Below are 25,985 nucleotides of genomic sequence, written 5' to 3'. Positions count from 1 at the left end.
TCCTCGAGTGCTCTGAAACTTTTTAGCACCTATATAAAATTAATGGGTTTTGAGTAGTTAACTATATAAAGTCTAAACGGGTTAATGAGTAAATGGCAAATCCGCTGTTCGTCACGCTCATTGCGCTGATTATCGCCTATCTTTTTGCTGAGCTGTTTCAGCGCTTTAATCTCCCACGCGTGGTGGGCCAGATTCTTGCCGGCATGGTGCTGGGCATCCCGCTCATTCACGGATTTTTTTTTACTCCCGAAGTTACTGCGGTGTTTTCGTACATAACCAATATCGGCATTATTCTGTTGTTCTTTTTTGTCGGCCTTGAAATAAATCTTCTCAAATTCAAAAAAAATGTGCGTGAATCCGCGCTCATTGCGCTGTTCAACACCGCCCTGCCGCTGATTGGCGGATTTGTTGCCAGTAGGTACTTGTTTCATTTGGACTTGCTCACGTCGCTTATTCTTGGTATTGCTGTGGCGGTGAGTTCGCAGGCGATTTCGCTCGACATCCTGGAGGAGATGCGCCTTATCAAGAGCAAGATTGGCAATTTGATTATCACGTCCGGCGCAGTTGACGACGTATTTGAATTGTTCCTCATTAGCACGATTCTGGTGTTATTCTCAACAGTTGGCCAGCCAAACATAGGGAAACTGTTGGTGGACAGTGCCTTGTTTATTCTGATCGTGCTCCTGTTCCGCGTTTCGCTCATTCCGTTTGCCATGCGCATTTTTGAGCGCGACAAATCCCAGTCAACACTCTTTATGGGGGCGCTGATTATTGTCCTGCTTATGGCGTCACTGTCAGAAATGCTTGGCATCAGTTCGCTGATTGGCGCGCTCATCGCTGGCATGCTTGTCCGCCACTCATTGCTGACTGGCCACGACCGCAAACCGTGGCGGAAAAATGAGTTGTCACACTCCATTCATGTCATTGCCTTCGGCTTTTTGATTCCGCTTTTTTTCGTGAATGTAGGGATGAATACTGATCTTAGTAGTATTTCTGCAAACTTGCCATTGATTGGCGTGCTGCTGCTTATCGACATTGTTGGCACGGTTGCCGGCAGCATCATCGGTGTAGTGTTAAGCGGCAAAACAGTGCTTGAAGGATTGCTGGTTGGTTGGGGCGTGACGCCGAAAGGCGATACCGAACTCGTGATTGCCACGGTTGCACTCAATGCCGGCTTGATAACTCTTTCAATTTACAGCGCGATTATCATGGTTGCAATCGCAACAACTTTTATTGGGCCGATTGTGTTCAAATGGTTGGTTGAGAAGCACCGGCGAAAAATACAGTAAAAATAACCCAGGTATTATCCGAATATTCTTTTTATTTTTTGTCGACGATATATTTTTTCTCTTCCGGTGCCAGCGGAAGGCTTCCGGATTTCTCGCGTTTTTCCGGAACTGTTCCGGCGGTGCCGTATATTTTCCGGATTCGCCGGAAAGTTTCCGAATTTTCTCCAGCAAAGCATATTAAGAAGAGTATCTTATAGAATTAAAAAAAGAAAAAATGGCGATGCACAAATTGTGCAAGAGTTTCAGACACTGACCCTCAGAAGGCAGATCAACTATAAAAACTTATTTGTTCACACTCACGCTGGCGATCCTCAACCTGGTTGAGGAGGAGTTTCAGACACTCCTTTCCGAAAGGATATCTGGGTTCAAATCCTGTTTGAGCCAAAACTCTTTGGGTGAATTTCCCAGCGCCAGCGTGTTTCATTTCAAAAGAAAAAAAAGCGACACACACTGGTGAGCTCCGAGCCACGCGAGGAGCTCGCCCCTCGCTATACAAGCTTTTTTGCGCAGCAAAAAAGATGGGGCGTGGAACTCCCAGCGCCGCCGTGTTTTTTATCATTCAAATTATGTCGGCGGCGGCACGTTGATGGTGTATTCATATTTCCCATCAGGTCGTTGCTCCATACTATCGCCATATGCTTTGTTGAGACGGATAGTGCGCGGCGTGTCGCAGGTGTAGGTAATGCTTGCCAGATTTCCTGAAGTCTGGCAATCTTTTGTTTGTTGGCGAAGGTGCCGTACTTCGAGTATACTTGCCCACAACGCGCAAACAGCATACAGTGCCATACAAGTAGGGATTGCTGCGTCAATTGCGCGATGAAGTGGAGTTCTCAGCGTTGCTTGTTCATGGTGTTCTCGCGCTCGTGCCAATGCTTCATAGATTGTTCTTCCAACCATAAACTGCCCATGCTCTGGGATATTTACATAGCCAACATCAGCAAGTGCTTCAACCACTTGTTCTGCTTCGTGGCGATTTGCAAAGAATATTGGCTGCGGTGTTTTTGGCGCGGTGCCATAGCGAAGCGCAACGCGGTCGTGGGTGTGAAGCACTACGGTGACATCAGAAAATTCTTGGTACGCAAGATCATGAACTAATGTTTCGCGCGATGGCGATGCTGTGCCGTGTGCATAGATGATGCCGGCATCATAATCAATTCGCTCAACAAACAGCACGCCGTCTTTTTCCAATTCTGTTTTGTTGACGCCGCTGGCGGTGATGAAAAAGCCCGTTGGCGCGTCAGGTTCTCGGCATCGGATGCTATAATTTCCGCTGGTCACCCAGTTGCCCGAATCGGCTGGTTCTTCTTGCAACGGAAGGGCACGCATTTTCCCCAACTGTTCGCCAATAGTTGCCATGCTCGGGACATAACGATCACGCAGTGCTTCAAAGACGGCTGTATCTAACGATGCGGGAAGAACTGTAAACGTGCGCTGGTCTTTTGTTTGGTTGGGCATGATGGTGGGAGGAAGAGGGATGTGTATTTAAATCTTTCAAGAAATACGATGCTCAATTATCTCTTCTTTCGGGAACAGTGCTTCCCTTCGTTCGCGTGCTGGACGAGCATATACTCCTGGGTTATCAATTCCTAACTCTTCTCCATAGTCGTCTGACAGGCGCATGAGCCGGGCGTAGGCGAATTCCCATTGGCCGCGAGATACCTTATCATCTAAAAAAATAGTATCATACGCTTTGTCATGGAGTCGTTCAATTCTTTCTTTTGCTTGTCTAACAAGAGCCCCTATCACATTATCTTTTGCGTGTTCTACGACTCCTTTTTGGCGTGCATACTCATTCATGCTCTCTGCGTAATCCTCAATCCCCAACACTTCCCCATATTCACCGACAATCGTACCGAGATGAATATATGCTTTCTCTACATCTTCATCTTTTGCCGCCATAAAAGAATCATGTGCTTCTCCAACTAATTTTCTAATGCGTGGTTTTGCTTCTTCAACAATTTTTTCTTTTCGCGCTTTGAGATTTACAACTGTTTCCTCAAGATTCGAGTCAGAATATGAAAGCTGTTCTGCAACTGATTGTAATTGTGCGATGCGGTGATTGAACCAGCTGCTGTACCGCTGTGATGCGATTTCTTCGGGCTGCACACTTTCCAATGATTGGTCAATGCTCGCGGCAATACTCTGTCGCGCTGCATTATAAACAATTTCTGTTGGGGAACAAATCTTTTGTTCGCCTCCATTTATACTAAGAAAGAGGTATGGTTCTCCTTTCCATGCTCCCTCATGTATCGCTCGCCCTCTGATGCCTTCATAATCACTCCAGGCACGTTCGACATCAAAGGAGGGGTTTTCTCGCTGAGCAACGGTCGCCAGCGCAATCTGGATAAGCGTTCCTTCATACGACTGGCGTCGGAGATGCAGGTATACCTGTTCTTTTTCCAGCAGGCCGTTACTTCCCTCTCCTTCTGCAGTGAGAAGAAACGGAAGAATCTCTTCCCAGTCAGGGAGCTTTAATTGTGTGCCTTGCGGATGAGTGCTTTCAATTGCTCGCGCAACCTGTTCCGCAAGAATTTCCTGAATGCCATCAAGGTCGTAGATATCTTTTTGAAACGAGTCACCGACGATTTCTTTAAATGCGATAAGATGAGGAATTGCAGCAGCACTGTTTTCTGCGTTTCGCGCTTTTTCTAACAGTTCGTATGCCTGCTGTGCTTCAGCATTCGCTGCTTGCGGCAGAATGACCCTCAATAAGGTACTGGTGAGTCCCATGCATCTGCCTATCATATCACCCCTTTTTAAACCTTCCTGTCTTCACCACTGCCAAGAGGCATTGTTTAGGGGATGATACAATAACCTATATAAACCTCTTGCTCCGACCAAAGGGGTATGAAACTCCCTGAGCACAAAGGCAAGGAACTCCTGAAAATCGCCGGCATAAAATCACCGCCGCACATTCTTACTAATAACAAGTCCTATATCAACCTCTCGTTTCACAAGGAGCGCTACAAGGAATTCTTTATGGACCACCAGCACGTGATTATCAAAGCCCAAGTCATCGCCAGCAGCAGAAAAAAGAGCGGACTGATTGTTGAATCAAGCAACTTTGAAGAATCGCTTAAACTCATTGATGGCCTCTACAAAAAAACAGCAAATAATGTGCTGGTTGACACCCTCCTCATTGAAAAAAAGCTCGACGTGAGCGAAGAATATTTCCTTGCTATCCTTTACGACACGGACAGCAGAAGCCCAGTGATACTTTTTTCCAAGGCAGGTGGTGTTGATGTTGAAGAACTTATAACAAAAGGAAACCTTATCCGTGTTCCGTTCTCTGCTCTTCACGGTCTTTCGGACTATCAAGCACGGGACATTGCAAAACAAGCAGGATTCACGGGCGCAACACTCCTCCAACTTGCTCTTTTCATCAAAAAAGCATACGATTGTTTCGAACGCCACGACTGCACCTCCCTTGAAATCAATCCGATTATCAAAACATCCAGCGGCCAACTCTTTGCAGGGGATGCAAAAATCGTCATTGACGACAACGCCGTTGCGCGGCACGAGCTTTTTTCTGACGTCACTGACTTCGAAGACAAAAGCGTCTTGAGCGAGCGTGAACGAGAAGCACGAAAAATTGACTATCACGACCACCGTGGTGTTGCAGGAAAAACATTCATTGAAATGGGCGGTGACATTGCAGTGCTTGCATCAGGCGGCGGCGCAAGCCTCACGGCTATGGATGCATTAATTCAAGCAGGCGGCAATCCGGCAAATTACACGGAATACAGCGGCAACCCGCCGCGGGAAAAAGTTCGTCGGCTCGCTGAAATAACGCTGGCGAAGCCCGGCCTGAACGGCTGTCTTGTCATCGGCGGCAAGGCAAACTTCACGGACATCTTTGAAACTCTCGGTGGGTTTGCTGAAGTGCTTGAACAGCTCAAACCGAAATACCCTATTGTCATCCGCCGTGCTGGCCAGCGAGACAAAGAAGCATTTGCGCACCTGCGAACCATCGCTGACTGCCACCAACTCGACATCACGCTCTTTGGCGATGAAACACCTATGGCAACGGCAGCGAGAATTGCCGCCCAAAAAATAAATGAATACAAACAACGGAGATAAAAACATGTCCATCATCCTCAACAAAAACGCGCGCGCCATGGTGCAAGGCATTACCGGCAAGGAAGGCCAGCGCGCCACCAAAGAAATGATTGCGTCAGGCATCGCCATCTCCTGCGGTGTCACCCCAGGCAAAGGCGGCCAGACTGTTGAAGATGTGCACGTGTTTGACAGTGTGAGAGAAGCAAAAGAACACGACGCGCATATCAACACATCAGTTATTTATGTTCCCCCGCTCATGGTCTATGACGCAGCGCTTGAAGCAATCAACAATCGCATTGAAACAATTGTTATTGTCACTGAAAATGTGCCCGTCAAAGACACGGCAAAACTGGTCGAGATGGCACGGTACCACAACTGCAGAATTATTGGCCCGTCATCCATCGGCATCCTCAACACACGCCTCGGCAAGCTTGGTTCGATTGCCACGGCGAATGAAAAAAGTATGTACACAGCTGGAAATGTCGCGCTCATATCCAAGAGTGGTGGCATGTGCGGCGAGACCGCAAACATCCTCACCCGCGCAGGCTTCGGCCAAAGTACGGTTATTGGTATCGGCGGCGACGTCATTATTGGAACCACCTACGCAGACCTTATTCCATTGCTCGAAAAAGACAATGAAACAGAAGCAATTGTCGTCTTTGGTGAAATTGGCGGCACGTACGAAGAACAACTTGCTGATTATGTCAAAGAACACGGCTGCTCAAAGCCAGTCATCGCGTTCATTTCCGGAAAATTCGTCGAAACAATCAACCGCGACCTTCCACTCGGCCATGCCGGCGCCATCATCAGCTATGGCAAAGGAAAAGCTGACGACAAAAAAGCAGCGCTGCGCGCAGCCGGTGTGATTGTCGCTGATTACCATGATGATATTCCTGCACTCGTCAAAAAAGCGCTTGAGAAAAAGATTGAACAAACACTAATGGTGTAACTATGGAATTCAAAACTGCTATCAGTAAAATGACCGAGACTGACCATATCATCCGCGGCGAGAAGCTGTCACAGTTAGTTACTGAAGGTTCCTTCACTGACGCGGTTTTTTTGCTGCTGAACAAGCGAAAACCGACGGCGATTGAATCAAAATTATTCTCGGCGATGCTCACGAGCATTATCGATCATGGCATGGGCGTCACGTCCAGCATGGCAACTCGGTTTGTAATGTCTGGAGGTAACACGCTCAACACCGCAGTCGGCGCCGGCATCCTTGCACTTGGCGATTACCACGGCGGCGCTATTGAAAAGGCGATGGAGTTTTACCACCAGATAATTCACAGCCGCATGCCGCCTGATGTTCTGGCGAACTATATCGGAAAATTACTCGACGAGAAAAAAACAATCTTCGGCTATGGCCATGCGGTGTACAATGAATCAGATCCACGCACCAAACAACTCATCGCGCTCTGCGAGTCTCTCTCGTATTATTCTCCGTACATCACGCTTGCTATTGCCATCGAAAAAATAATTGAAACAAAAAAGGGAAAAAAACTGTGCCTGAATGTTGACGGAGTTATTGCCGCGATACTCCTTGAAATGGGCTTTCATCCAAGCGTTGGCAAGGGCATATTTATCATCGGCAGAACGCCCGGTCTGGTTGCGCAGGCAATGGAAGAACAAGAGCGCGAGAAGCCAGTGCGGCGCGTTGAGGAGAAAGATATTCAGTATGATGGGCTTCTCTAAGGTTGACTATCATGACTACTTCTCTGCCACTTCTTGAACGAGTTACTGAACATTCACTTTCTGCCCTCCCTAATGTTGCAGAGGCATACTCACCCTCTGAAGGAAGATATCGTGTTGCACTTAACACGAGTGATGAGTCATTTCTTTTAACGAATCGTTCTTTTGACATTATTAACAACTGGATGGGAGATCGTCTCCATGAAAGCATAACCGAACGATTAGCTGAGGGCGAAGAGGTTCGCGTAATTGATATCGGTGCCGGGTATGATGCCCGTGCTGCAAGCGAAATTCTTGCAACTCATCCGAGCCCACGCTTGTCAGTCTATGCAATCGATCTTTTTGCTCAAGAAAAATCCGAGAAAGACCCTCGCCTCACTATTATCCGCGGTGATTTTCGCACGCTTTCTCTTCCTGTAAATTCGTTTGACCTTCTGTACTCATGTCAACTCATGGAATATCTGTATCAACAAAAAGACCCAGCAGCTTTTGAGGCATATGCTCTTTTTTTTCATATGCTTAAACCGGGGGGCGAGGCATGTATCGATGATTACTGGCGACTGACGAATGCAGCTGATTTTATACGTACGTTGGGTGCTCAAGAATCTCGCACGGTGAGAGAAGGAAAGGCGTTTTCCCATCCTCATGTCTATTTCAAGCGTTAATCGTCGCCCGCATCAAATATAATTTTTTATTTTGTGCCCGATGGTTCACATACTGCACAAACTTCTGAACACCTTTCTTCCGCTCAACAATCATCAGCATATTCTCTGTGAGCAGGGTCTTGGTGTATTCGCCAGTACCGTCGACATACACCACGTTTCCGCCGTATGATTCATCCCAGTCATCGCTGAGGCAAAAAAAGAGGTCGATGCCCGGTTTCTCCACCACCTCATCGTTGAGAATCGTGTAATCTTTCCAGCCGAAGCACTGCACGGTGCCGGTTATTTTTTTTATTTTTTTGTTCAGAATTTTTTGCAGGAAATCAAGCATTTCTTTGGTATTGAGCCCTTCATTGACAAACGATGGCGTTGCTTCCTGATACGAATAGAGTATCGGATGACGCTCTTTTTGAAATGCTGCCCGTGTTATTCCTTGTTTCAGCTGCTCGTAACACTCCTTTTGAAAAAAATCATGCAGTACAATGCTTGGCACGGTTTGATTTGAGGCAAACATCTGCTGTATCTTTCTGATGTTCTCTTCTTTGAAATATAAAGGGTTAATCGCCATGGAACCAGCCCCCGATAGCAATGCGCTGTACATCGGTGATAACTTCTTCAACTTCGTGGAAGGATACTGGTGAAACTTCGAAAAAGGTGAAGGTGTTAAATTGAGGGATTATTTTTTTTACAACCGTCGTCGGCATCTTGTTTTTTGAATTGAACAGGTTCAGGCTGCCGCCGTCTTTTTCCTTCAAGTTGGAAAGGTAAAAAAGAAATGCGATTTTTCTTCCTTCGAGCTGGTCGTCGTGGCATAACAAGAAGTCGGTGTCTTGATACAGCGTGCCGTGCATATCAATGACGCCGCGCTTCAGTTTCAGGCCGGTGAGGTGTTCCATGAACGAAACAAACTCATCGGAGCATAAAAACGCGCGGAATTCTTTGAGGATCTTGTTATTTGTTCCAACAAGGTCTTTTGTCTGCATGAATTTGAAGAGGTCTGCTTCTTTTTCCTCCATGGGCTCCTGTACAAGCGCTTTGAGAATTTCAACGGATTTTTTCGGATTGAAGAAGTTGGATAGGACGAGATGAGGATATGGTTTGGCAGAGGTGAACTGTTTTTTAAGCGCGACAATTGTGTTTTTTTCTGCATACTTCGTAATCCATTCACTGATTTTCTTGCTCATTAGTTTCCCTTCTTTTTGATGTACGCCTCAATCGCTTTCCGTGTGTACGGCTCAACCGGCATTTTCAGCGCTTCAGCAAGCGATGCCCAACAATGCTCTTGGGCTTCATCGTTCAAGACAACGTTCTTTGATTTTGTTTTGCACGCGAAGTCGAAAAAGATAAAATGCCGCTTCTTCCAAAACACAGTGTCAAAAATAAATTCTTGAAAACTAATAAACTCAATGGCATACACGTCCAGTCCTGTTTCCTCTTTGACTTCGCGCCGCACGGTATCTTCCATCCGCTCGCCCAGCTCAATATGGCCTCCGGGGATGACATATTTGCCGTGCCACTTGTGTGACTTCATAAGAAAGACGTTGCCTTCCGGATTAAAAATAAGCGCACCGACCGCCGGTTCGGGATAGGTTTGTTCTGCCATATTTTTTGTTTGTACGCCAGTATTTAAAAGCTTTTTCTCTTATATTCTCTTCCACACAAAAACTTAAATAGTTCAGGGCATTTCCAAACGGTATGTCACAGCTTGAAGATATTGTGGTATTGGAAATTCAAAAGAGTCCAGAGATCAGAGCTGAGATGGAACGACTCGGCCGAGATTTTAGAGGGTATCTGTTGAAAGTGGTACAGCGGGCGTTTGATGCAGCTCCGGATAAGGATAAACCTCAGATACTATATGTTAACCAAATTCCTTCTCTGAGACGCCGGCATTCCGGGTTTGAGGTAAGTATCCTCGGAGTTGTTGATGGACCTTATATGGACTCACCTGATCTTAACTGGCCCGGAAGAATCATGGTGGGGATTGATTGGGAGTATCACATGAACCAGGAGAAAGCACAAGGTGGGAAACGCGAACAAGGAACTATAGAAAGCCGAGCAGTTGCATCGATTATTGGTGCAAAACTGATTGAGTCAGGCACACCCCACCAAGTCTTTTTTTATCAATCAGCAAGCCATGCTCCCGCAGATTTAGCTCGGCGATATCACCCAGTTGAACAAGTCCAAGCAAAATAGAATTCTCTCATCGCAAAGTTTATCTACCCCCTGTGTTATTTTTTATCTCATGCACTCCCCCTCATCCTTTCCCAAACTGAAAAGCCCTGCCATCTTGAGCCCTATGGCTGGCGTGACTGATGTCGCGTTTCGTGCGCTGTGCAAAAAATACGGCGCTGGGCTGACGTACACGGAATTTGTGAACAGCACCGGCTTGGTGCGTGGCAATGCAACATCGTTTAAGATGATTCAGACTGATCCGATTGAACAGCCGGTTGCCGTGCAGCTGTTCGGCAGCAATGAAGCTGATGTTGTTGCAGCAGCAAAAATGCTTGAGGATCGTTTTGATGTCATCGATATTAATTGCGGCTGTCCGGCGTGGAAAGTGATTCAAACCGGCGCCGGCAGCGCCATGCTGAACAATCCGGAAAAAATCGGCTCGTTCATCAACAAGCTTGCGTCTGCGGTACAGAAACCAGTGACCGTAAAAATCCGCAAAGGCATTGACGAAAACACCACGAACGCGGTGAAAATTGCCAAAATCGTTGAAGACGCCGGCGCTGCGGCAATCGGAATCCACGGCCGCACTCAGAAACAGGGCTACTCCGGTGTTGCAGACTGGGACATCATCAAGCAGGTGAAGGAAGCCGTGAACATTCCAGTCATCGGCAACGGCGATGTGTTTACTCCTGAAATTTTTTCTCAACGGCTGGAAGAAAGCGGCGTTGATTACGTTATGATTGCCCGCGGGGCGATTGGAAATCCATTTATTTTTACGCAGATTGATGAGTATCTGAAAAAAGGATCGTACGAGACTGTTGACCGTTTCTCATTGTTCTTTGAATATCTTGAGCTCGCAGAAAAATATGCCATCAATTTCGACACGATAAAGTCACAGGCGCTGTATTTCTTGAAGGGCAGCGATGGCGCGGCGAAGATGCGAGCGCGGCTTGCGCAGTGTAAGACGAGTGAGGAGTTTAAGGAAAATGTGATCTATTTGAGAGTTCGATTGGGATAAAATGGCCCTTAGAAAACTTTATAAAGTTAGAATAACACTAATTAGTTATGAAACATCATAATCGACATTATTTTTATATTCTGTTTAGTCTTCTCTTTTTTATTATTCTTTTTTATTTTTTAACAAACCAGTTACAAAAAAAAGAATTGGTTAAGTATGTCTGTCCTGATGGAACAATGGTCACTAACAATTCCTTTTGCCATCAATCAAATGAATCAATTAATGAGAAAATTGATCTTAAAGAAGAGGATAATAGTTCTAAAGAATGTGAAACCGTCAGTTATATTACCATAGAAGAAGTAGTTGAAGAAGTTTGTGATGAAAGTCCTGCTTATTATACAATCAGAAATAAAGCTTGCGAATTTAATACAGATTGTAACAAGGAACCGCACATTATGTGTCAAAAGCCCGTTTCGGGAGTAACAAGAGAAAATGCGCATCGAGGAATTTTTTATGGTCCGAACGGAGGGTATACCTGTCTTGATTACCACCGTGTTAGTTACGAAGTAACTAATATGGAAAATACGGGCGGCGAATTTTCTTTTGAACTGGGGATTTTAAAATCAAATGAGAGAAAAATCAGTAAAGGGATTAAAAAGAGATATGTAGATTCAAACGCTTCAGAAATTTTTGAGATAGAGTTTTGTGAGATGGGAAAAGATTCAGGATGTTTTTCCACTCCTTTAGAAATTCCCAAGATTAAAAAAAATTGTATGAAAAAGAAGATGATGAAACCAGTTACTAAATATAAACAAGAATGCCTATAGACTCTGCATCTGTTTTTGTTATTCAGTTTCTTTATCTCTTTTAACGCGCCTTATTATCGGAATATTCAAATAATATATTATACCAACCCCCGATTCCAATTGTGAAAACAATCATCCAAAAAAAATAGAAAAATGTGTGCACGACTAATCCAGTGCAAGACAGTTGAGGAGTTTAGAAATGAACTAAGCTTAGTAAAACCACCTATCCATAAAATATTTTAAAATAAATTTAATCGGATCTAACAAAAAGAGTACTGCACCACCAACCCATTTAACATAAGGAAGAGATTTCCATTCAGGATAAGTGATAATTAGATCAATCCTATAATTAGAAATAACAGACTGATATATTCCTTGTGGTACTTTTGTTTTCTTTACATAAGGATTAGTACTGATTTTGAATTTTTTATCAGGTGAGACTATTTCAAGGCCGGTACTTACCACAAAAGGTATCCTTTCGCATGGTTCAAAGTTTTGATTCTTCCCAGTACATATCTGAAAATACCCAAAAACAGATGATTTATTCATAAGACATTCTTTCGGCTCACTCGGTCTTAACATGTCATCTTTGATGCAATCAGCGCATGCTTTCAATGCAAATAAGGATATATTGTATTCGTTATATCTATACGATACGGTTTTAGGCAAGCGTATATATGATAAATCGTTAGTAGATGAGGTAGTAACACTCTCAAAGTCATAAAAATTTCGTAAGCTAAGTGTATTACATTCAGAAAACACTTCAATCCCAGGTGAACTATAAGCCCCCTGATCCTCGACTGGCACAGTTAAAGTTATCGTTTTAGTACTGCTTGACGGGAAAATAGGTAAAACTCCAGACAGAATAATAATGCCGACAATAATCAGAGTAAGTTTATTCTTAGTCCACCAGTTAGTTAAAAATGTTAAACTAGCTTTTTTCAAACCAGTTTGTTTAATATTCTGAATAAGGTTCATTTTTCCCCGTCAAAAAGAGGATTTATATTGACATATAAAGGTTTCGTTTTTAAATTTGTTTCCCACACTATTACGTCGTCAAAATGGATTTATTTAGCCAACAAAACGGACTCTCAAAACGGTAGTATCAACTCACACATCCACATTGTGATGGTTGCTCTCTTTCATCCCGGCACTGCTTATCTTAATAAACTCTGCTTTATACTTTAGTTCCTGCAAGTTCTTCGCGCCGACATAACTCATGCCTGACCGCAGGCCGCCCATGAGCTGATTAATCACTTCGACAACATCACCAGAGTACGGCACCGTGGCCTCAACGCCTTCCGGCACCACATCAGTAACTTCTTTGATGTCCAGCATTTTTTCATACAGCTTTTTTTGTTTGATATTGACGTCAAATGAAGAGGAGCCACGATAGACTTTGACTTTTCTTCCATTTTTCACCATCATCATGCCCGGGCTTTCTGTGGTGCCAGACAACAAACGGCCAACCATGACGGTGTCGGCACCGGCAGCCAGCGCCTTGATGACATCGCCGCCGCTTTTGATGCCGCCGTCGGCAATCAGGGGAATATCATGTTTGCTCGCAACCGTTGCGCAGTCAATAATCGCGGTTATTTGCGGCACGCCGCAGCCAGTAACAATGCGTGTGGTGCACGCTGCGCCCGGCCCAATGCCCACTTTGATGCAGTCGGCGCCGGCAGTGATGAGGTCTTCTGTGGCGCGGGCGGTTGCGACGTTGCCGGCAACAATCGGCATGGTCGGAAACTCTTTTTTCAACAGCCGCACGGCGTCAATCGCCCGCTTGTTGTGGCCGTGGGCAATGTCCAACACGAGAATGTCCACTTCTGCGGCGATAAGTGCGCGGGCACGCTCCACGGTGTCCTTGACGCCAACCGCCGCCCCAACAAGAAGCCGCCCTTTTTTGTCAACGCTTGCATGCGGATACCGCTTTTGTTTTTGAAGGTCAGTGTAGGTGATGAGCCCGCGAATCGCTCTATATTCGTCAACCAACGGCAGTTTTTCTATTTTGTTTTTTTCAAGCAGTTCTTCCGCTGCGGCGAGGGCAATGTCAAATGGCGCGGAGATTACATTTTTAGTCATCACGTCGCGGATGGATTGGTGGTCGTCGGCGCCATTGAGGTCTCTGCGCGAAACAATGCCGATGAGCCGGCCATATTCTTCGACGAGAAATCCTGATATGCCAGTCTCTCCTGATATCGTTTTTACCTCGGCAACAAGCTGGTCCGGCCGACAGGTTCTTGGATGTTCAATTTTGAAGGTCTTGAAATGCTTGACTCTCCGCACGAGCTCAACTTCTTCCTCAATCGTGTTAAACCGGTGGATAAATCCGATGCCGCCGAGCCGCGCAAGGGCAATGGCCATCTCATCGCCGCACACCGTGTCCATGTTTGCCCCGATGATCGGGGTGGTCAAGGAAATGTGTTTAGTAAGCTTTCCAGCCGTGTTGCAATCTTTGCGTGAGTAGTTCTCTGAATAGTTTGGAATAATCAGAACGTCGTCAAACGAGAGGCCTTCTTTGATATCTATCACCCTTTGGTTCGTGGTCTGAAGTCAGGGGCTGTAGTTTATATTGATTGTTGTGGTTGGTTATATGGGCGCAAAGCTTTTAAACATCCCCGCATGATACAATCGGATGATGATTCAGAAACGCACCATCACGCTCTTTGTTATCCTCATTGCGCTTGGCACTGCTCTTTTTTTCTCCGGCTACATCGAGTACCAAAAACAACTCGAAGTGCGCAGACTGGTCGAAATTGCAACATCCGGCTCATCAACGATTGAGTCTGACACCTGTTTCCGCAACGGCACGTCGCTGGGTTCCTGCGCAGCAGTGCAGAATACAAAATATAGCATCCTTTTCGGTGTTTCAACAGCGCTGGTAGGCGTGCTGTATTTCACGCTGTTGGTTTTGGTGTTTCTTCTTTTCTTGCTGGTGCAAAAATGGCATCCTGCAGTGTTTAAGAAAACAAAAAATTTGTTTCAGATTGGTATGGGCATTCTTGTTATAGGCGGCGTCTTGGGAGCTGCGTATTTTATTTTCCTGCAACTCTTTGTTATTCGCAGTATCTGCACCTATTGCATGGTTATTGACCTTTTGATGGTACTTGTTGGTGGGTTGTTTCTTGCTTCGCGAAAAACACTATTCATCTAAATCTTTTTATAGGCCTTTTCCTTAAAAATCAGATATGATCATCTTCCTATACCTTCTTGCTGCGCTTGGCTTTTTGCTATCTGCCTATGCCCTACGGTCATTGTACAAGAGCTACCACCCGTTCTGTCACATCAGTCCGTCAGTCTCGTGCACCAAAGCGTTTTTTAGTTCTTCCGGCAAACTCTTTTTCGGCATTCCTAATTCGGGTATAGGGCTCTTTTTTTACGCTGGCGTGTATATTTTGACGCTTCTGAAACTGTTTGATTATATTCTGTATGCTGCAGTAGTTTCATTCATCGGCACGCTGTATTTGATGTATGTTTCTTATATTAAGATGAAGAATTTTTGCATCGTGTGCACGATGATGTATGTGGTGAATATTCTCTTGTTAATTATTTCGTATCAATTAGCATAGTAAAAAAAATAAAATCTATTCATTCACTACTAATTTTCCAACCATGTCTCGATGTCCACTCCCGCAGTAGACCGAGCAGTAGAAATCAAAGGTTCCTGCTTTGTCGGCAACAAATTCAGTGGTGACGATTTTGCCAGGTTCCAGCGTGATTGCGACGCCAAAGTCGTCAATGGAAAAGCCATGCTTGACGTCTACGCTGGTGATGGTCAGCACCACGCGGTCGCCTTTATTCACTTCGATGGTTGACGGGTCAAACTCCCAATTCTTGGCAGTCATAGTAATTTCACGAACCGTGGCCGTGGATGCAGACACAGAAACGGGTTCTTCAGAGGGAATATCTGTTTCTGGCGTACTTTCTGCCCCTTTTAGTTCTTCATCTTCTATTTGCTCATCTTCTATTTCTTCATCTTCTGATTCTTGATCTTCTATTTCTTGATCCTCGGTTTCAGGAGTAGTTTCTTCTTCTGGCTCCCCTGCATCAGCAGAGTCAGCAATCTCAACAACTTTTGACGGTGCCTGTGTTGGTGCCGCTGCTGATGGCGCTTCTTGTGTTGCGCATCCAACAAGCATGAGCAGTGAAAGAATAGTTAGTGCTGTTAGTATTTTTTTCATAGGGTTCATAGGCATATCACCAAGAACAGAAATAATAGTCCTCTTTTTTAAAGTTTCTTATTTTGCAGTGCCTGCATAATCTCTTTCATATCCAATGGCTTGTCCTGAACGTAATGGATGCCCAGCTGGAGTGCCATTTCTGCTTTTTCCAATTCCCTGCCAAGGTATAACGCGTGGTAGACATCAATAATTTTTTGCTGCCACGTCAGCCAAAACATTGCATCTTTTGCACTTTTTGCTGTATGCTCATCAATGCGTTTGCCGTCCGGTGTCAGGTGGCTTAGTTTTATCTCTGTCCCAGTAATTGAAATCGTAATGTTGCCCCGCGGGTCCTGCATCAGCTTTCCGGGAAGGTCGAATTCGACGTTATCCGCAACTGGGTAGTCTTTCAGCAGTTCATCAACTTGTTTGAAGCTGCGCTCATAAATGTGCGCACTACCCGAGAGCGTAATGAGATGGCCCATGGCACAGCCAACTTCTTGTGCAATGCGCTGTTGGAGTTTTCTCAACGCGAATGCGTTGCGCGGCCACGCGTCATACATGTCATTGCTTCGGATGTACATAATCAAAAAGAGTTTGTTGTTTTGTATCAGCGCCTGCAATAGATTAAAACAGGGTGGGTCTTCGCTTGCACTGTCTTTTTCAACATCCCAGAGCACGGCAACTGCCCGTCTGCTGTGTGGCGCTTTTTTTAGTTCATCAATAATTGACTGAATCTGGTCAATAGAATGATAGTTCATCAGCCTGCTGCCGTAGGTATATTTTACATCAAGGGTTTGCGGGCTTAAGACTTGGGGATAATAATTTTCAAGGTCTTCCTGCGTGAAATTGAAATATTCTTTCCAGCTGATAGCGTCCGGGTTTTCATCCGTCACGCTTATCATCAGTTCCATTACTTCCTTCTGCTTTTCGCCGCGCTGGCTTTCTTTTACTGCGCCAAATTTCATAATCAGCTGGAGAGCTTGGAGCCACGCCTCGCCAATTTTCTTTGCGCGAACCTTGAATCCAACGTGCTCGCTCGGCTGGGTTTCCGGCACTTCGATTTTTGCCTCAGGAAACACCCGTGGTTGCCCATACTCAGATTTTTTTGGAAGAGAATCAATCAGTGCTTGCAGTTGGGGAAATGGAACTGTCCGCGCGTCAACAATATCAACGTTTTTTCTGAATAATTCGACTGCTTCTTTCGGGATTTCTTTGTCAACCACTGAATTGGTACTGCCGATAATATTGCTGGTTGCATCAACACCGTTGTTTTTCAGATTGAGAAGTGCCTGTCCGCTGCCTGACAAGTCTTGTCCGGTAACGATGACATACCGAATTGCCGTGTTTGAAAGGCAGCCACGAACCAGCGCATTGAGCCCTGTGTCTTTTGAATACAGCTGGCTCAACACCGCGTAACTGTCAGAGCGAAGCTGGGGCTCAACAATTTTCATCGGAGTCCATAATGTAATAACGACGACGTTGCTGTCAAGGTTTCCCTTTTTGACGAGATTGCCGAAATGAATCGGCCAGTTTTCGATGCGCATGGAACACGCAACAGAAAAGAGGTATTTAAGGCTTTCTCCTTAGAAGAATCTTAATGCGGGTGGAGTATTGCTTCCTTGCGGTCATTTCAAATCTGCCTTCGGCACCATACCAAAAATAGATGAAGAACTAAGGTATAAAACTATAGTTTATTTTTTGTGAGTTTTGCAAAAACTTTTTATATACCACGAAAAGATGAGACTGGTATGGAATTTTCTGAAAATAGCGAGCTTAAGAAAGGAAAGAAAAGGGTAATTATGATAGGCATTATTCTATTGCTCATTTTGATTACAACGAATCTCTTTTTGTTGCTGAAACAGATGCAAACGAACAACATTCCCACTCCGGACAGAGCCCCGTATCGCTATATAAATCATTTAACTGCCACCCCAGTTGATTCAGGTAACCAACCGCTACGCCTTCGCCTCCATTATTATGGCCTTAAAGAAAAACTCACTTCTGACATTGAACCAAAAAATAATATCAGCCAGGTCGGTATCTTTGTACAAGATTTGCGTACTGGTGCGTGGATGGGTATAAATGAACGAGATGCGTTTATTCCAGCGAGTCTTTTAAAAATGCCGATTATGATTGGTTTTCTTAAAAAAGTTGACCGAGAGCAGATACGTTTGAACGATACAATCTCCTTGATTTCAGCAGATGTAGATAAAAATTCAGGCGAATTATATAAAAAACCAGTTGGAACAGAGTTTACTTCGATAGAATTCTTAAAAGAGATGATACTCGCATCTGACAATACTGCTAAAAATGCAGTGCTACGCCAATTGTCTGATGCAGATCTGAACAGTGTTTTTGCGCATGTTGGTATGCCCCAGATTGAAAATCGAAATACCACGGTGTACGTTACTCCACGGGGATATAGTCGTTTTTTTAAGGCGTTATACTTTTCTTCGTATCTTTCGCCTAAATCATCTGAACTGGCACTTGATGTAACAACTGATACACAAAGAGAAGATTTATTATCTGCAGGCATACCTGTTGAAGTTCAGGTTGCACATAAATTTGGCGTAAGTGATTATGGGCTTCATGATTGTGGTGTTGTGTACTATCCAAATAACCCGTACATCATTTGCGTAATGACTAGGGACATACCATTCAGAGAGGCAAAGAATCTTATCACCCTTGTTTCCAAGGACGTATTTGAGTATGTCGATGCTGATTAGTCGCATGTATGCATTCTGGGGAAGCACCATTCAAGGCTTTCTTCCCACCAGAAGTTCGATGCTGTTTTTCAACGGCTTGCTGGTAATTAGTTCAAATCCAGCCGTCTCCATCATCGTCGGCATCAATCCGTCATAATTCGCTTTTCCTTCTTCAAAGAACCGTGCAAAATGGGAGTATGATGGCAGCCACCAATGCTTCGGTTTTCCAAAATCAGACAGCACGAACACGCCTCCTTTTTTCAGCACGCGAAAAATTTCATCAAAACAGTCCTGTTTTGCATGATCAGGAATATGGTGCCACACCAGTGAACTGTAAGCGGCGTCAAAATGGCGGTCGGGAAACGGGAGTTTCTGGGCATATGCTTTGTTCAGGTGCACTTCCATCTTATTCTTGGCAATTTTTTTTCGTGCCAATGCAAGAATCTTCTCATCCGGGTCAACGCCGTGTACCTCGACGTTTGCTTTTTCTTTTTTGAGTTCAACCGCAAGCGTTCCCGTACCGCATCCAACATCCAGCACGCGCATTTTTTTGTTGGGAAGATGGAGCGCGTCAATTATGTTTTGCCGATATGTTGTATCAAAACCTACCCACTCACAGATAAAATCATATCGTTCAGCTAATGCGTTGAACCGCGCTGCTGGAAGGAATTTGTCCATGATTTAGCAAAGCGTGAAAGGACTTATAAATGTTTGCGAAACTGGTTTCGCGTTTGCTTTTCCGCTGATTTTATATACTTAGTTTTCTTTACGTTTGAAAAAAGAGGTGTTCAATGGTTACTCAAAATTTGAACAGTGTTGACCGGGTTTTGCGCTTTGCGCTGGCATTCTGGTGGCTTGGCCCGTGGGCGCCAAGTTATGGAGCAGAATGGGCAAACTGGCTCGTGCTGATTGTTGGCTGGATTGCTTTGGTTGAAAGCTTTGTGGGCTACTGCTGGCTGCAGAAGACACTGGGAATACATACCAAATAAATCTTTTATTTCTTCTTTTTTCATTTTTTCAGCAAATATCTCGATGCGTCTCGTACATAAACGCCGCATTCTTGTCGTGTTTTCTGAGCGCGCGTGCCAGCTGGGCAAAGATTGCATCTGACATAACGCATTTTTTTGTGCCTGCCCATTTTTTAAGTTGTGTTGCCACGCTGCTGCATATTTTTTCCGCCTTTTTGTCGTCAAGAGACGCATCCTTGCACGCGCGGTAGCAGGTCGCATATACTTTGCGTTCGTCGAATTCTTCCATGCGCCCATGGCGCTTGACAATGCAATGCGTGCACGTTTTTTGCCGTGCTTTCGGTTTGTTTTTTTTCGTGTTCTTTTTCATGTGTTCACCCAAAGTTGATAGTTCCATTGGCGATGAGCATGAGCAGCCAGCCCATGGCAATCAGCATCAGGCCAATGGCAAGCCGCATCATTCCCCTGCTTTCCTGTTTCCATTTCTTGACTTTGTGCAGTTTCGTGCCCGTGGCAACGAGCAGCAAAATTATGATGAGCGGCGAGACAAAGACAAAGTTGTACCACACCAGCATTAGGAACGCGCTGAAGTCAAAATACTGTGAAAGCATGGTAATAATCGCCAAATACGGCGCGCCTGTACAGGGGAGCTCAACGCCGGCAACAAAGACGCCTAAAAAGATGATGCCAAAAATTGTTGTTTTAGTACTGTACTGATGAAGTTTTTTTGCCATGCTTGCCGGTATCGAAAGCGAAAACCATTTCCCATACCAAAAATAATCCTTGACCTCAAGCAAGCCGGCAAACACAATCAGCACGCCAACACTGATGGCGATATATTCAGTAACCCAGAGCGGAATTTTTGTAAGGAAATACAGCAAACCAAGTCCGGCAAGAAGGTACGTCAGCATTACGGCACCGATGTACAAAAAACCGAGGAGGAGCATTCTGCCGATAGTCTTTTTTGAGCCCATCAGCACGGACAGCATCAAAATGAGCACGCCGATGGCGCACGGGTTTATCGCGTCAATTATCGCGGTTCCCGTCACGATGCCAAACGTAGGGAGGTATGCTTCAACGGCCACGGAGCTCACCCCGTGATTCTGCGATACGATATGTTTCGCAGAGGTTTGTTGTTTTTTCTTTTTCAGGGCCGAATTCGACAATGATGCAGTCACCCGGTGGCACGAGAGATTGCGGTGCCAGCACATAGTCGTCAAAATGTTCAATTTTTTTCTGCTCGTACACCCATTCCTTGTCCTGTTCTGGATTGGTTACGTGAAAAAGAAATACCTGCAGTTTTGCCGGCACACCATTGCATGATTCACCATTTGTTGCTTCAACAAACCCAGTGTTGGTCGGCACGCGCATTTTTTCCTGCGTCAGCAGGCCGCTGGTGACGTTGAAAAACCGTCCGAGGTTCGCGTCGCTTTTGTCAATCAGTACGCCTTCAACATGGATGCGGTCATCGCTGTGCTCGTGGAATACCGGCGTGCCAATCCGGTTGGTGAATCCTTCCGGATTTTTCAGGTCAATTTTTTCGCCGCAGTTCCAGATTTCAAAGTCAGCATGCCAGTGCACCGGCCCTTTTGTTTCTGAAACCACGTTGAGATAGACGGTTGCGTAGGCGAGAACAATGGTTGCGATGAGTGCGGGGACTGCAATGCCAAGAAACAGAATTTTTTTCTTGTTGTGCGTGAGGCCAGAATGGTTGTTGGCAATTGCATACGCAACAAAGGCAGTAATAATAATTGTAGCGCTAATCAGGAGTTTCATTGAAAGCGTTCGTGTCTGATAGTACAGCCGATTTTGGCCATCGGTGTTGTACGCACTTTCTTCTTCATGCGCACTCACGAAACTACCGAGCACGAGTACAAAAATAAAAAAACAGAAAAAAAGCTGTCTGCTCATTTTAACAGAACTCGCACACATTTTTTTTCTTTTTTGGTTTTTTGGTGCCGGGCATGGCTCACCTCTTTAGTCTTTACTACCCCTTAAATTTGACCCTTTATATAGTTTTTTATCTATCACTTCAGGAAGAGCAGGGTGATTCACCGGAATACGCTTGATGTGGCGACTTAGACACCATTATTTTTTATAACTCTACTGCAGCGAAGAAGATATGAAAAACTATCTCGCGCCCGGAATACTTGCACTGAGCCTGGCTCTGGCATATCTTCCGCGGTGTGGCGAAGAACACATGGATATCGGATCAGTGTATATTTCTGTTGGAAATGCACGAGGAATAAAAAATGCGCCTGATGCATCAACACCAGAAGATGCAGCACTCACTGATGCAGGTACGCTCCTTGATGCGTCACTTGAAGACCGCTGTGACGGCAAGGATAATAACGCGAACGGATTGATTGACGAAATATTCCCGGTCGGCATATCATGTTATGCAGGTGTTCGCAACTGCCGGCGAGAAGGTATCTATGTGTGTGCACCTGACCAAACAAGCGTTGTGTGCACTGCTGACCGAGAATATTGTTACGATCCGATGTAGCGCATGAAGTGAAAAGAATTCAATTAGTTTCTTATTCTCTGATTAGTTTTTGCGTGCTAATTCACCAACAGCCGCTGCAATACTCAACGCTACATTCTTCTCAAAAAGAGTGGGCACAATTTTTTCTGCGGTTGGGCTCGTGACACACGCAGCAAGCGCGTACGCTGCAGCAATTTTCATCGCTGGTGTGAAGCGCGGTATCCGGCTGTCGAGTGCACCACGGAACAGGCCGGGAAAAACCAGCGCGTTATTCACCTGATTCGGAAAATCACTGCGTCCGGTTGCCACGACCGCTGCGCCGGCATGGTGCGCTTTGTCGGGCATAATCTCCGGCACGGGGTTTGCCATGGCAAAAATAATCGGATGGTTGTTCATCCCCTTAATCATTGTTTCTGAAAGTACATTCGGCGCTGAAACGCCAATGAACACGTCTGCACCCTTGAGTGCGTCCTGCAATGTGCCTGCTCTTTTTCCAGTATTGGTGCGGTCGGCAATTTTTTTCTTATACTCGGGAAGGTCTTTACGGTGATGGCCAATGATGCCCTTGGTGTCGCACACAATCACGTCTTTGACATGCACACTACCGTTCGTACCTGCAGTGTCGTCAGTAAGGATGTTGCAAATTGCAGTGCCCGCAGCGCCTGCCCCATTGATAACCACGCGAACGTCTTCAATCTTCCGTTTGGTCACTTTGCACGCGTTCAGCAATCCTGCAAGCACAACGATTGCCGTGCCGTGCTGGTCGTCATGAAGCACGGGAATGCCGATGTCCTGCAGCTTTTCTTCGATTTCAAAACAGCGCGGCGCAGAAATGTCTTCCAGATTGATGCCGCCAAATCCAGGCGCGATTGCCTTGACAATTGAAACGATTTCGTCGGGATTCTGCGTATTCAGGCAGATTGGATAGGCGTCAACGCCACCGAATTGTTTGAAGAGGATTGCTTTTCCTTCCATTACGGGCAGCGCTGCTTCTGGGCCGATGTTGCCCAAGCCGAGCACCGCACTGCCGTCGGTGACCACGGCAACGGCGTTTTTTTTAATAGTGTACTCATACGCCTCGCTCGGATTTTTGGCGATGAGCCGGCATATCTCTGCGACGCCGGGCGTGTAGGCAATGCTCAAATCTTTTTTTGTAGCGAGAGAGACGGTTGGCGTGACGGCCAATTTTCCCCCTGCTTTTTTGTGCGCTGCAAGAACTTCGTCAGTGGTGTACATATCAGTCACGAGATAGCCGTCTCTTTATATTGTTTGTTTTTTTTGAGAGAAAAAAGAGAAAAATAAAAAATTTATTTGTTCAACGCCTGCTCAATCACCTGTTGGAAAGCCGAGTACGGTTGCGCTCCTGAAATGAGCTGGCCGTTGATGAAGAACGCGGGTGTTCCCGACACGCCATACTGTGCGCCGTCAGCCATGTCCTTCTTCACTTCGCTGGCCATCTTTCCTGAGTCAAGGCAGTCGTTAAACTTCGCGGTGTTCAAGCCGATGTCTGCGGCGAATATCTTGAATGACGCAACACCACCCTGCACGCCGTCATTGAACAGCTTGTCGCTCATTTCGTAGTACTTTCCTTCTTCTCCGGCGCATTCAGCTGCTTCTGCTGCTTTCTGCGCTTCTGCGTGGAAGCCGAGCGGGAAGTCACGGAGGATGAGCTTCACTTTGCCAGTTTTGATGTAGTTTTCGTTAATCTGTGGAAAGGTCTGCTGGTGGAACCGTCCGCAGAACGGGCACTCAAAGTCGCTGAATTCAACAATTGTTACCGGCGCTTTCTTGTCGCCCAAGACCGCATCATCGTCTTCGAGTACCTTGAAGTCCTTGACGCGCGGCTCGCTTGGTTCTGGCCCCGGTCCGCTCGGTGCGATTGCATTGTCGGCACTGCCCGCATCACCTGCGCCGCCTGCAAGCAGTTTATTCACTCCCCTGACCTGGAACATCAGAACAACAATAAGGAGCGTCTGCACCAGAAGTAACGTAATTTTTATAGTGTCTTTTTGAATTTTCATAGTCTAACCTCCCTTATTTCCCTTTTTTTCATGATAAAACACTAATCAGTATAAATAATTAATCCTATGAACAGAAGCATCAAAAACGGCTAAAACGCATAAATTCCCGTTCATTATCGTTCATAAACGGATTAAGCGAATCAGGCAGCGAATTTCAAATGCACAGCAAGTGTTTTTCCTTCCGGCACACGAGTAACAAGGCCTTTTTTTTCCAAATCCTGCAGAACATAGCTCAATTTTGCCTTGGAAAGCGCAGTCCGGAGACGAAGCGTGTTTTGGGTGATGCCATCTTGTTCCCTGACAGCAGCAATGACTTTTTTCTCAAACTCGTCAAGGCCCCGCGCAATCAGGGAAAATCTTTCTTCGGTAAGCTTTTTGTTTTTATCCTCTTCAAGCCGCTGGAGAATCGCCTGTTCACCGCGGGCAAATACAACTAAATAAAACCCCAATGCGAAAATAAATCCCATGACACCAAAGGCGAGATGGCTTACGCTTAATGCGGATTCAACTCTCACACACGACGGATCATCAAAACAGCCGAGTTGGCGCGCCTGTGCCGTGAAGCCGCCCATCAGATTAAGGAGAATGCCAAGAAGCACCACGCTCAAGACGAGCAGTACTGCTCCCATCTTTTTGTTGTTCAACCTACCACCCATCATTGACCAATGCGTTTTTGTTTATAAAGTTTGTTGTGGTTTAGAAATGCACTTCACCGCACGTCAGATAATCACAGATTTTGCCATGATGTTTGAAGGTTGGCTCTGCGGCGTGTTTCAATGCACGTTCAATAATTTCTACTGCGATGTCAATTTCTTCTTCGGTGACAATGTACGGTGGAATGAGTCTGATGCCTTTCTCGCCGCAGCCTAGCAGTATGAGTCCGTTGCGCGCACATTCAACGATTACATTATTTCGTGCAGCGCGCGTCTGCAAATCAAACGCTGCCATCAACCCCAGCCCGCGTTTGTTCAGCATGCGGTGATGTGAAACATCCGAGAGCCGTTTCATCAGATAGTGCCCTATTTTGGTGATGTGGAAAAGCAGATGTTGTTCTTTGATAACCTGAATTGTTTTCAGCCCGAGCGCCATATCCAGTGTGTGCCCGCCGCCCCAGGTCGATGAAATCGTGCCGGACTCGACGCGGAATTTTTTTGTTGCCAGCGCCGCGCCAACCTGCAATGCTTTTGCCGAGCTCATGATGTCAGGAGCAATGCCAAAATGCTCAAACGCCCACCAGTGCCCCGTCCGGCCGAGCCCTGATTGCACTTCGTCGCAAATCAGCGGAATGTCATATGTTTTCGTAAACGCGCGGAGCTGCTGCATGAGTTTTTTCGGCGCAACGCGGTAACCGCCTTCGCCTTGGACGGGTTCAATAATTATGAAGCCGACTTCTTCCGGCGAACATTCGCGCTTGACCATCTTCTGGATTATTTCAACGGCGTTCTCGTCAAATGGCACTCTCCGCATAGGAATAAAAAGAAAATTCTTTTTTTGTACCGGCTTCGAGTTGGTGCACGACAACGCACCGAGCGTCCTGCCATGAAACGCGCCTTCGAATGAGATGCCAAACTTTGCCTGTTTCTGCTTGCGCAGGGAAAGCTTGATACAGTTTTCAACTGCTTCGGCGCCGGAGTTTGCAAGAAAACCCAGCGTGATGTCTTTGGGAGTGATCGTGAGAATTTCTTCGAGAAGAGCGACGTGCTCCTTCACGGTAAAATCCTGCCCTGCATATTTTACCGGATGACTTTTCAGCTGGCGAACAACATCGGTCATTTCCGGATGATTGTACCCCAAGGGATTTGTCGCGATTTGTGATGCAAAATCAAGAAACACATTGCCGTCGATATCCTTGAAATAACAGCCCGATCCTTCGCCACTATGCACAAAGGGATAGGGGTCATTGTAACCGATGTTGAGCCGCTTGAGCTTGTTGAGGAGCGCCTGCGATTTTGGACCGGGAAGAGGCGTGGCAATGTGCGGTTTTTGTTTCATGGTCAATTCCTCA

General features: G+C 45.8%; 30 protein-coding genes. 13 read left to right on the top strand and 17 right to left on the bottom strand.

All coding sequences use genetic code 11. The features are described 5' to 3' along the window. Positions 1-92 precede the first annotated feature (92 nt). Positions 93-1,289 (top strand): cation:proton antiporter, encoded by a 1,197-nt coding sequence (locus Q7R76_02605; GenBank protein ID MDO8642460.1) that lies wholly within the window; start codon positions 93-95, stop codon positions 1,287-1,289. A gap of 564 nt (positions 1,290-1,853) precedes the next feature. On the opposite strand, the gene Q7R76_02600 is transcribed toward Q7R76_02605, so the two are convergent. Further along, complete coding sequence (locus tag Q7R76_02600) at positions 1,854-2,744, bottom strand: class II aldolase/adducin family protein (GenBank protein ID MDO8642459.1); 891 nt, start codon at positions 2,742-2,744, stop codon at positions 1,854-1,856. Between the two features lie 36 nt (positions 2,745-2,780). Then, positions 2,781-4,019: a hypothetical protein gene (locus tag Q7R76_02595; GenBank protein ID MDO8642458.1), complete on the bottom strand. Its 1,239-nt coding sequence runs from the start codon at positions 4,017-4,019 to the stop codon at positions 2,781-2,783. A 117-nt stretch (positions 4,020-4,136) separates the two neighbouring features. On the opposite strand from Q7R76_02595, the gene Q7R76_02590 reads away from it, so the two are divergent. Genes Q7R76_02590 through Q7R76_02575 form a run of 4 tightly spaced genes read left to right on the top strand, consistent with a single transcriptional unit; the run spans position 4,137 to position 7,705 of the window. Beyond that, positions 4,137-5,369 (top strand): ATP citrate lyase citrate-binding domain-containing protein, encoded by a 1,233-nt coding sequence (locus Q7R76_02590; protein ID MDO8642457.1) that lies wholly within the window; start codon positions 4,137-4,139, stop codon positions 5,367-5,369. Between the two features lie 4 nt (positions 5,370-5,373). Further along, entirely contained in the window at positions 5,374-6,297 is a 924-nt protein-coding gene (locus Q7R76_02585; protein MDO8642456.1) for a succinate--CoA ligase subunit alpha, read from the top strand. A 2-nt stretch (positions 6,298-6,299) separates the two neighbouring features. Then, positions 6,300-7,043, top strand: coding sequence for a citryl-CoA lyase (locus Q7R76_02580; GenBank protein MDO8642455.1), 744 nt, complete (start codon positions 6,300-6,302; stop codon positions 7,041-7,043). 11 nt (positions 7,044-7,054) lie between these two features. Next, on the top strand, positions 7,055-7,705 hold the full coding sequence (locus tag Q7R76_02575) for a class I SAM-dependent methyltransferase (protein ID MDO8642454.1): 651 nt from the start codon (positions 7,055-7,057) through the stop codon (positions 7,703-7,705). Here the strand turns inward: Q7R76_02575 and Q7R76_02570 are convergent. From Q7R76_02570 to Q7R76_02560, 3 genes are read right to left on the bottom strand one after another with little or no spacing between them, the layout of a single operon-like run. Then, positions 7,695-8,270, bottom strand: a complete 576-nt coding sequence (locus Q7R76_02570) for a hypothetical protein (GenBank protein MDO8642453.1) — start codon at positions 8,268-8,270, stop codon at positions 7,695-7,697. The two genes, Q7R76_02575 and Q7R76_02570, sit on opposite strands and share 11 nt — an antisense overlap. Next, a complete protein-coding gene (locus Q7R76_02565) occupies positions 8,260-8,886 on the bottom strand; it encodes a 2OG-Fe(II) oxygenase family protein (GenBank protein ID MDO8642452.1) in 627 nt (208 codons plus the stop codon). The genes Q7R76_02570 and Q7R76_02565 overlap by 11 nt, the downstream gene beginning before the upstream one ends. After that, complete coding sequence (locus Q7R76_02560) at positions 8,886-9,305, bottom strand: NUDIX domain-containing protein (protein ID MDO8642451.1); 420 nt, start codon at positions 9,303-9,305, stop codon at positions 8,886-8,888. Before Q7R76_02560 ends, Q7R76_02565 begins: the two co-directional genes overlap by 1 nt. Positions 9,306-9,397: 92 nt before the next feature. On the opposite strand from Q7R76_02560, the gene Q7R76_02555 reads away from it, so the two are divergent. The 3 genes from Q7R76_02555 to Q7R76_02545 are packed head-to-tail and all read left to right on the top strand — an operon-like array spanning position 9,398 to position 11,659. After that, positions 9,398-9,895, top strand: coding sequence for a hypothetical protein (locus tag Q7R76_02555; protein MDO8642450.1), 498 nt, complete (start codon positions 9,398-9,400; stop codon positions 9,893-9,895). A 49-nt stretch (positions 9,896-9,944) separates the two neighbouring features. Then, entirely contained in the window at positions 9,945-10,892 is a 948-nt protein-coding gene (gene dusB / locus Q7R76_02550) for a tRNA dihydrouridine synthase DusB (GenBank protein ID MDO8642449.1), read from the top strand. A gap of 47 nt (positions 10,893-10,939) precedes the next feature. Beyond that, positions 10,940-11,659 carry a hypothetical protein gene (locus Q7R76_02545; GenBank protein ID MDO8642448.1) on the top strand — a complete coding sequence of 240 codons (720 nt, stop codon included), beginning with the start codon at positions 10,940-10,942 and terminating at the stop codon, positions 11,657-11,659. A 189-nt stretch (positions 11,660-11,848) separates the two neighbouring features. On the opposite strand, the gene Q7R76_02540 is transcribed toward Q7R76_02545, so the two are convergent. Both Q7R76_02540 and guaB read right to left on the bottom strand, forming a co-directional pair. Then, entirely contained in the window at positions 11,849-12,616 is a 768-nt protein-coding gene (locus Q7R76_02540) for a hypothetical protein (GenBank protein MDO8642447.1), read from the bottom strand. A gap of 132 nt (positions 12,617-12,748) precedes the next feature. Next, positions 12,749-14,170 (bottom strand): IMP dehydrogenase, encoded by a 1,422-nt coding sequence (guaB, locus tag Q7R76_02535; protein MDO8642446.1) that lies wholly within the window; start codon positions 14,168-14,170, stop codon positions 12,749-12,751. A 103-nt stretch (positions 14,171-14,273) separates the two neighbouring features. On the opposite strand from guaB, the gene Q7R76_02530 reads away from it, so the two are divergent. Continuing rightward, the gene (locus Q7R76_02530; GenBank protein ID MDO8642445.1) at positions 14,274-14,792 is read left to right on the top strand and encodes a vitamin K epoxide reductase family protein; all 519 of its coding nucleotides are present in this window, start codon (positions 14,274-14,276) and stop codon (positions 14,790-14,792) included. Between the two features lie 34 nt (positions 14,793-14,826). Beyond that, the gene (locus Q7R76_02525) at positions 14,827-15,207 is read left to right on the top strand and encodes a vitamin K epoxide reductase family protein (GenBank protein ID MDO8642444.1); all 381 of its coding nucleotides are present in this window, start codon (positions 14,827-14,829) and stop codon (positions 15,205-15,207) included. A 15-nt stretch (positions 15,208-15,222) separates the two neighbouring features. Here the strand turns inward: Q7R76_02525 and Q7R76_02520 are convergent, their stop codons facing one another. Together Q7R76_02520 and Q7R76_02515 are read right to left on the bottom strand one after the other, a co-directional pair. Beyond that, the gene (locus tag Q7R76_02520) at positions 15,223-15,828 is read right to left on the bottom strand and encodes a cupredoxin domain-containing protein (GenBank protein MDO8642443.1); all 606 of its coding nucleotides are present in this window, start codon (positions 15,826-15,828) and stop codon (positions 15,223-15,225) included. A gap of 38 nt (positions 15,829-15,866) precedes the next feature. Continuing rightward, positions 15,867-17,345, bottom strand: a complete 1,479-nt coding sequence (locus Q7R76_02515) for a thymidylate synthase (GenBank protein ID MDO8642442.1) — start codon at positions 17,343-17,345, stop codon at positions 15,867-15,869. Between the two features lie 204 nt (positions 17,346-17,549). Here Q7R76_02515 and Q7R76_02510 point away from each other — a divergent pair, with 204 nt between their 5' ends. Continuing rightward, the gene (locus tag Q7R76_02510; protein MDO8642441.1) at positions 17,550-18,527 is read left to right on the top strand and encodes a serine hydrolase; all 978 of its coding nucleotides are present in this window, start codon (positions 17,550-17,552) and stop codon (positions 18,525-18,527) included. Positions 18,528-18,557: 30 nt separating this feature from the next. On the opposite strand, the gene Q7R76_02505 is transcribed toward Q7R76_02510, so the two are convergent. Continuing rightward, on the bottom strand, positions 18,558-19,184 hold the full coding sequence (locus Q7R76_02505) for a methyltransferase domain-containing protein (protein MDO8642440.1): 627 nt from the start codon (positions 19,182-19,184) through the stop codon (positions 18,558-18,560). A 113-nt stretch (positions 19,185-19,297) separates the two neighbouring features. Between Q7R76_02505 and Q7R76_02500 the strand changes: the two genes are divergently transcribed. Beyond that, positions 19,298-19,495, top strand: coding sequence for a DUF2892 domain-containing protein (locus Q7R76_02500; protein ID MDO8642439.1), 198 nt, complete (start codon positions 19,298-19,300; stop codon positions 19,493-19,495). 28 nt (positions 19,496-19,523) lie between these two features. On the opposite strand, the gene Q7R76_02495 is transcribed toward Q7R76_02500, so the two are convergent. From Q7R76_02495 to Q7R76_02485, 3 genes are read right to left on the bottom strand one after another with little or no spacing between them, the layout of a single operon-like run. Beyond that, on the bottom strand, positions 19,524-19,844 hold the full coding sequence (locus Q7R76_02495) for an ATP cone domain-containing protein (protein ID MDO8642438.1): 321 nt from the start codon (positions 19,842-19,844) through the stop codon (positions 19,524-19,526). Positions 19,845-19,848: 4 nt separating this feature from the next. After that, complete coding sequence (locus Q7R76_02490; protein ID MDO8642437.1) at positions 19,849-20,559, bottom strand: hypothetical protein; 711 nt, start codon at positions 20,557-20,559, stop codon at positions 19,849-19,851. Beyond that, positions 20,549-21,385, bottom strand: a complete 837-nt coding sequence (locus Q7R76_02485; protein MDO8642436.1) for a hypothetical protein — start codon at positions 21,383-21,385, stop codon at positions 20,549-20,551. Before Q7R76_02485 ends, Q7R76_02490 begins: the two co-directional genes overlap by 11 nt. A 211-nt stretch (positions 21,386-21,596) precedes the next feature. Between Q7R76_02485 and Q7R76_02480 the strand changes: the two genes are divergently transcribed. Next, entirely contained in the window at positions 21,597-21,980 is a 384-nt protein-coding gene (locus Q7R76_02480; GenBank protein MDO8642435.1) for a hypothetical protein, read from the top strand. Between the two features lie 42 nt (positions 21,981-22,022). Here Q7R76_02480 and Q7R76_02475 read toward each other — a convergent pair whose 3' ends face one another. The 4 genes from Q7R76_02475 to Q7R76_02460 form a co-directional block, all read right to left on the bottom strand. Beyond that, complete coding sequence (locus Q7R76_02475; GenBank protein MDO8642434.1) at positions 22,023-23,195, bottom strand: NADP-dependent malic enzyme; 1,173 nt, start codon at positions 23,193-23,195, stop codon at positions 22,023-22,025. Positions 23,196-23,266: 71 nt separating this feature from the next. Beyond that, complete coding sequence (locus Q7R76_02470; protein ID MDO8642433.1) at positions 23,267-23,980, bottom strand: thioredoxin domain-containing protein; 714 nt, start codon at positions 23,978-23,980, stop codon at positions 23,267-23,269. Between the two features lie 140 nt (positions 23,981-24,120). Continuing rightward, a complete protein-coding gene (locus Q7R76_02465; protein ID MDO8642432.1) occupies positions 24,121-24,639 on the bottom strand; it encodes a MarR family transcriptional regulator in 519 nt (172 codons plus the stop codon). 37 nt (positions 24,640-24,676) lie between these two features. Further along, positions 24,677-25,972: an aminotransferase class III-fold pyridoxal phosphate-dependent enzyme gene (locus Q7R76_02460; protein MDO8642431.1), complete on the bottom strand. Its 1,296-nt coding sequence runs from the start codon at positions 25,970-25,972 to the stop codon at positions 24,677-24,679. Positions 25,973-25,985 lie beyond the last annotated feature (13 nt).

It is taken from the genome of Candidatus Woesearchaeota archaeon (genome assembly GCA_030651375.1).
GTDB lineage: Archaea > Nanobdellota > Nanobdellia > Woesearchaeales > UBA12501 > JAUSFM01.
This window is presented reverse-complemented; position numbering and strand designations above follow the sequence as displayed.

Coding starts and splice junctions, on each gene's coding strand:
- Q7R76_02605 (MDO8642460.1), top strand. CDS start 93: ATGGCAAATCCGCTGTTCGTCACGCTCATTGCGCTGATTATCGCCTAT.
- Q7R76_02600 (MDO8642459.1), bottom strand. CDS start 2,744: ATGCCCAACCAAACAAAAGACCAGCGCACGTTTACAGTTCTTCCCGCA.
- Q7R76_02595 (MDO8642458.1), bottom strand. CDS start 4,019: ATGGGACTCACCAGTACCTTATTGAGGGTCATTCTGCCGCAAGCAGCG.
- Q7R76_02590 (MDO8642457.1), top strand. CDS start 4,137: ATGAAACTCCCTGAGCACAAAGGCAAGGAACTCCTGAAAATCGCCGGC.
- Q7R76_02585 (MDO8642456.1), top strand. CDS start 5,374: ATGTCCATCATCCTCAACAAAAACGCGCGCGCCATGGTGCAAGGCATT.
- Q7R76_02580 (MDO8642455.1), top strand. CDS start 6,300: ATGGAATTCAAAACTGCTATCAGTAAAATGACCGAGACTGACCATATC.
- Q7R76_02575 (MDO8642454.1), top strand. CDS start 7,055: ATGACTACTTCTCTGCCACTTCTTGAACGAGTTACTGAACATTCACTT.
- Q7R76_02570 (MDO8642453.1), bottom strand. CDS start 8,270: ATGGCGATTAACCCTTTATATTTCAAAGAAGAGAACATCAGAAAGATA.
- Q7R76_02565 (MDO8642452.1), bottom strand. CDS start 8,886: ATGAGCAAGAAAATCAGTGAATGGATTACGAAGTATGCAGAAAAAAAC.
- Q7R76_02560 (MDO8642451.1), bottom strand. CDS start 9,305: ATGGCAGAACAAACCTATCCCGAACCGGCGGTCGGTGCGCTTATTTTT.
- Q7R76_02555 (MDO8642450.1), top strand. CDS start 9,398: ATGTCACAGCTTGAAGATATTGTGGTATTGGAAATTCAAAAGAGTCCA.
- dusB (MDO8642449.1), top strand. CDS start 9,945: ATGCACTCCCCCTCATCCTTTCCCAAACTGAAAAGCCCTGCCATCTTG.
- Q7R76_02545 (MDO8642448.1), top strand. CDS start 10,940: ATGAAACATCATAATCGACATTATTTTTATATTCTGTTTAGTCTTCTC.
- Q7R76_02540 (MDO8642447.1), bottom strand. CDS start 12,616: ATGAACCTTATTCAGAATATTAAACAAACTGGTTTGAAAAAAGCTAGT.
- Q7R76_02530 (MDO8642445.1), top strand. CDS start 14,274: ATGATGATTCAGAAACGCACCATCACGCTCTTTGTTATCCTCATTGCG.
- Q7R76_02525 (MDO8642444.1), top strand. CDS start 14,827: ATGATCATCTTCCTATACCTTCTTGCTGCGCTTGGCTTTTTGCTATCT.
- Q7R76_02520 (MDO8642443.1), bottom strand. CDS start 15,828: ATGAACCCTATGAAAAAAATACTAACAGCACTAACTATTCTTTCACTG.
- Q7R76_02515 (MDO8642442.1), bottom strand. CDS start 17,345: ATGCGCATCGAAAACTGGCCGATTCATTTCGGCAATCTCGTCAAAAAG.
- Q7R76_02510 (MDO8642441.1), top strand. CDS start 17,550: ATGGAATTTTCTGAAAATAGCGAGCTTAAGAAAGGAAAGAAAAGGGTA.
- Q7R76_02505 (MDO8642440.1), bottom strand. CDS start 19,184: ATGGACAAATTCCTTCCAGCAGCGCGGTTCAACGCATTAGCTGAACGA.
- Q7R76_02500 (MDO8642439.1), top strand. CDS start 19,298: ATGGTTACTCAAAATTTGAACAGTGTTGACCGGGTTTTGCGCTTTGCG.
- Q7R76_02495 (MDO8642438.1), bottom strand. CDS start 19,844: ATGAAAAAGAACACGAAAAAAAACAAACCGAAAGCACGGCAAAAAACG.
- Q7R76_02485 (MDO8642436.1), bottom strand. CDS start 21,385: ATGAGCAGACAGCTTTTTTTCTGTTTTTTTATTTTTGTACTCGTGCTC.
- Q7R76_02480 (MDO8642435.1), top strand. CDS start 21,597: ATGAAAAACTATCTCGCGCCCGGAATACTTGCACTGAGCCTGGCTCTG.
- Q7R76_02475 (MDO8642434.1), bottom strand. CDS start 23,195: ATGTACACCACTGACGAAGTTCTTGCAGCGCACAAAAAAGCAGGGGGA.
- Q7R76_02470 (MDO8642433.1), bottom strand. CDS start 23,980: ATGAAAATTCAAAAAGACACTATAAAAATTACGTTACTTCTGGTGCAG.
- Q7R76_02465 (MDO8642432.1), bottom strand. CDS start 24,639: ATGATGGGTGGTAGGTTGAACAACAAAAAGATGGGAGCAGTACTGCTC.
- Q7R76_02460 (MDO8642431.1), bottom strand. CDS start 25,972: ATGAAACAAAAACCGCACATTGCCACGCCTCTTCCCGGTCCAAAATCG.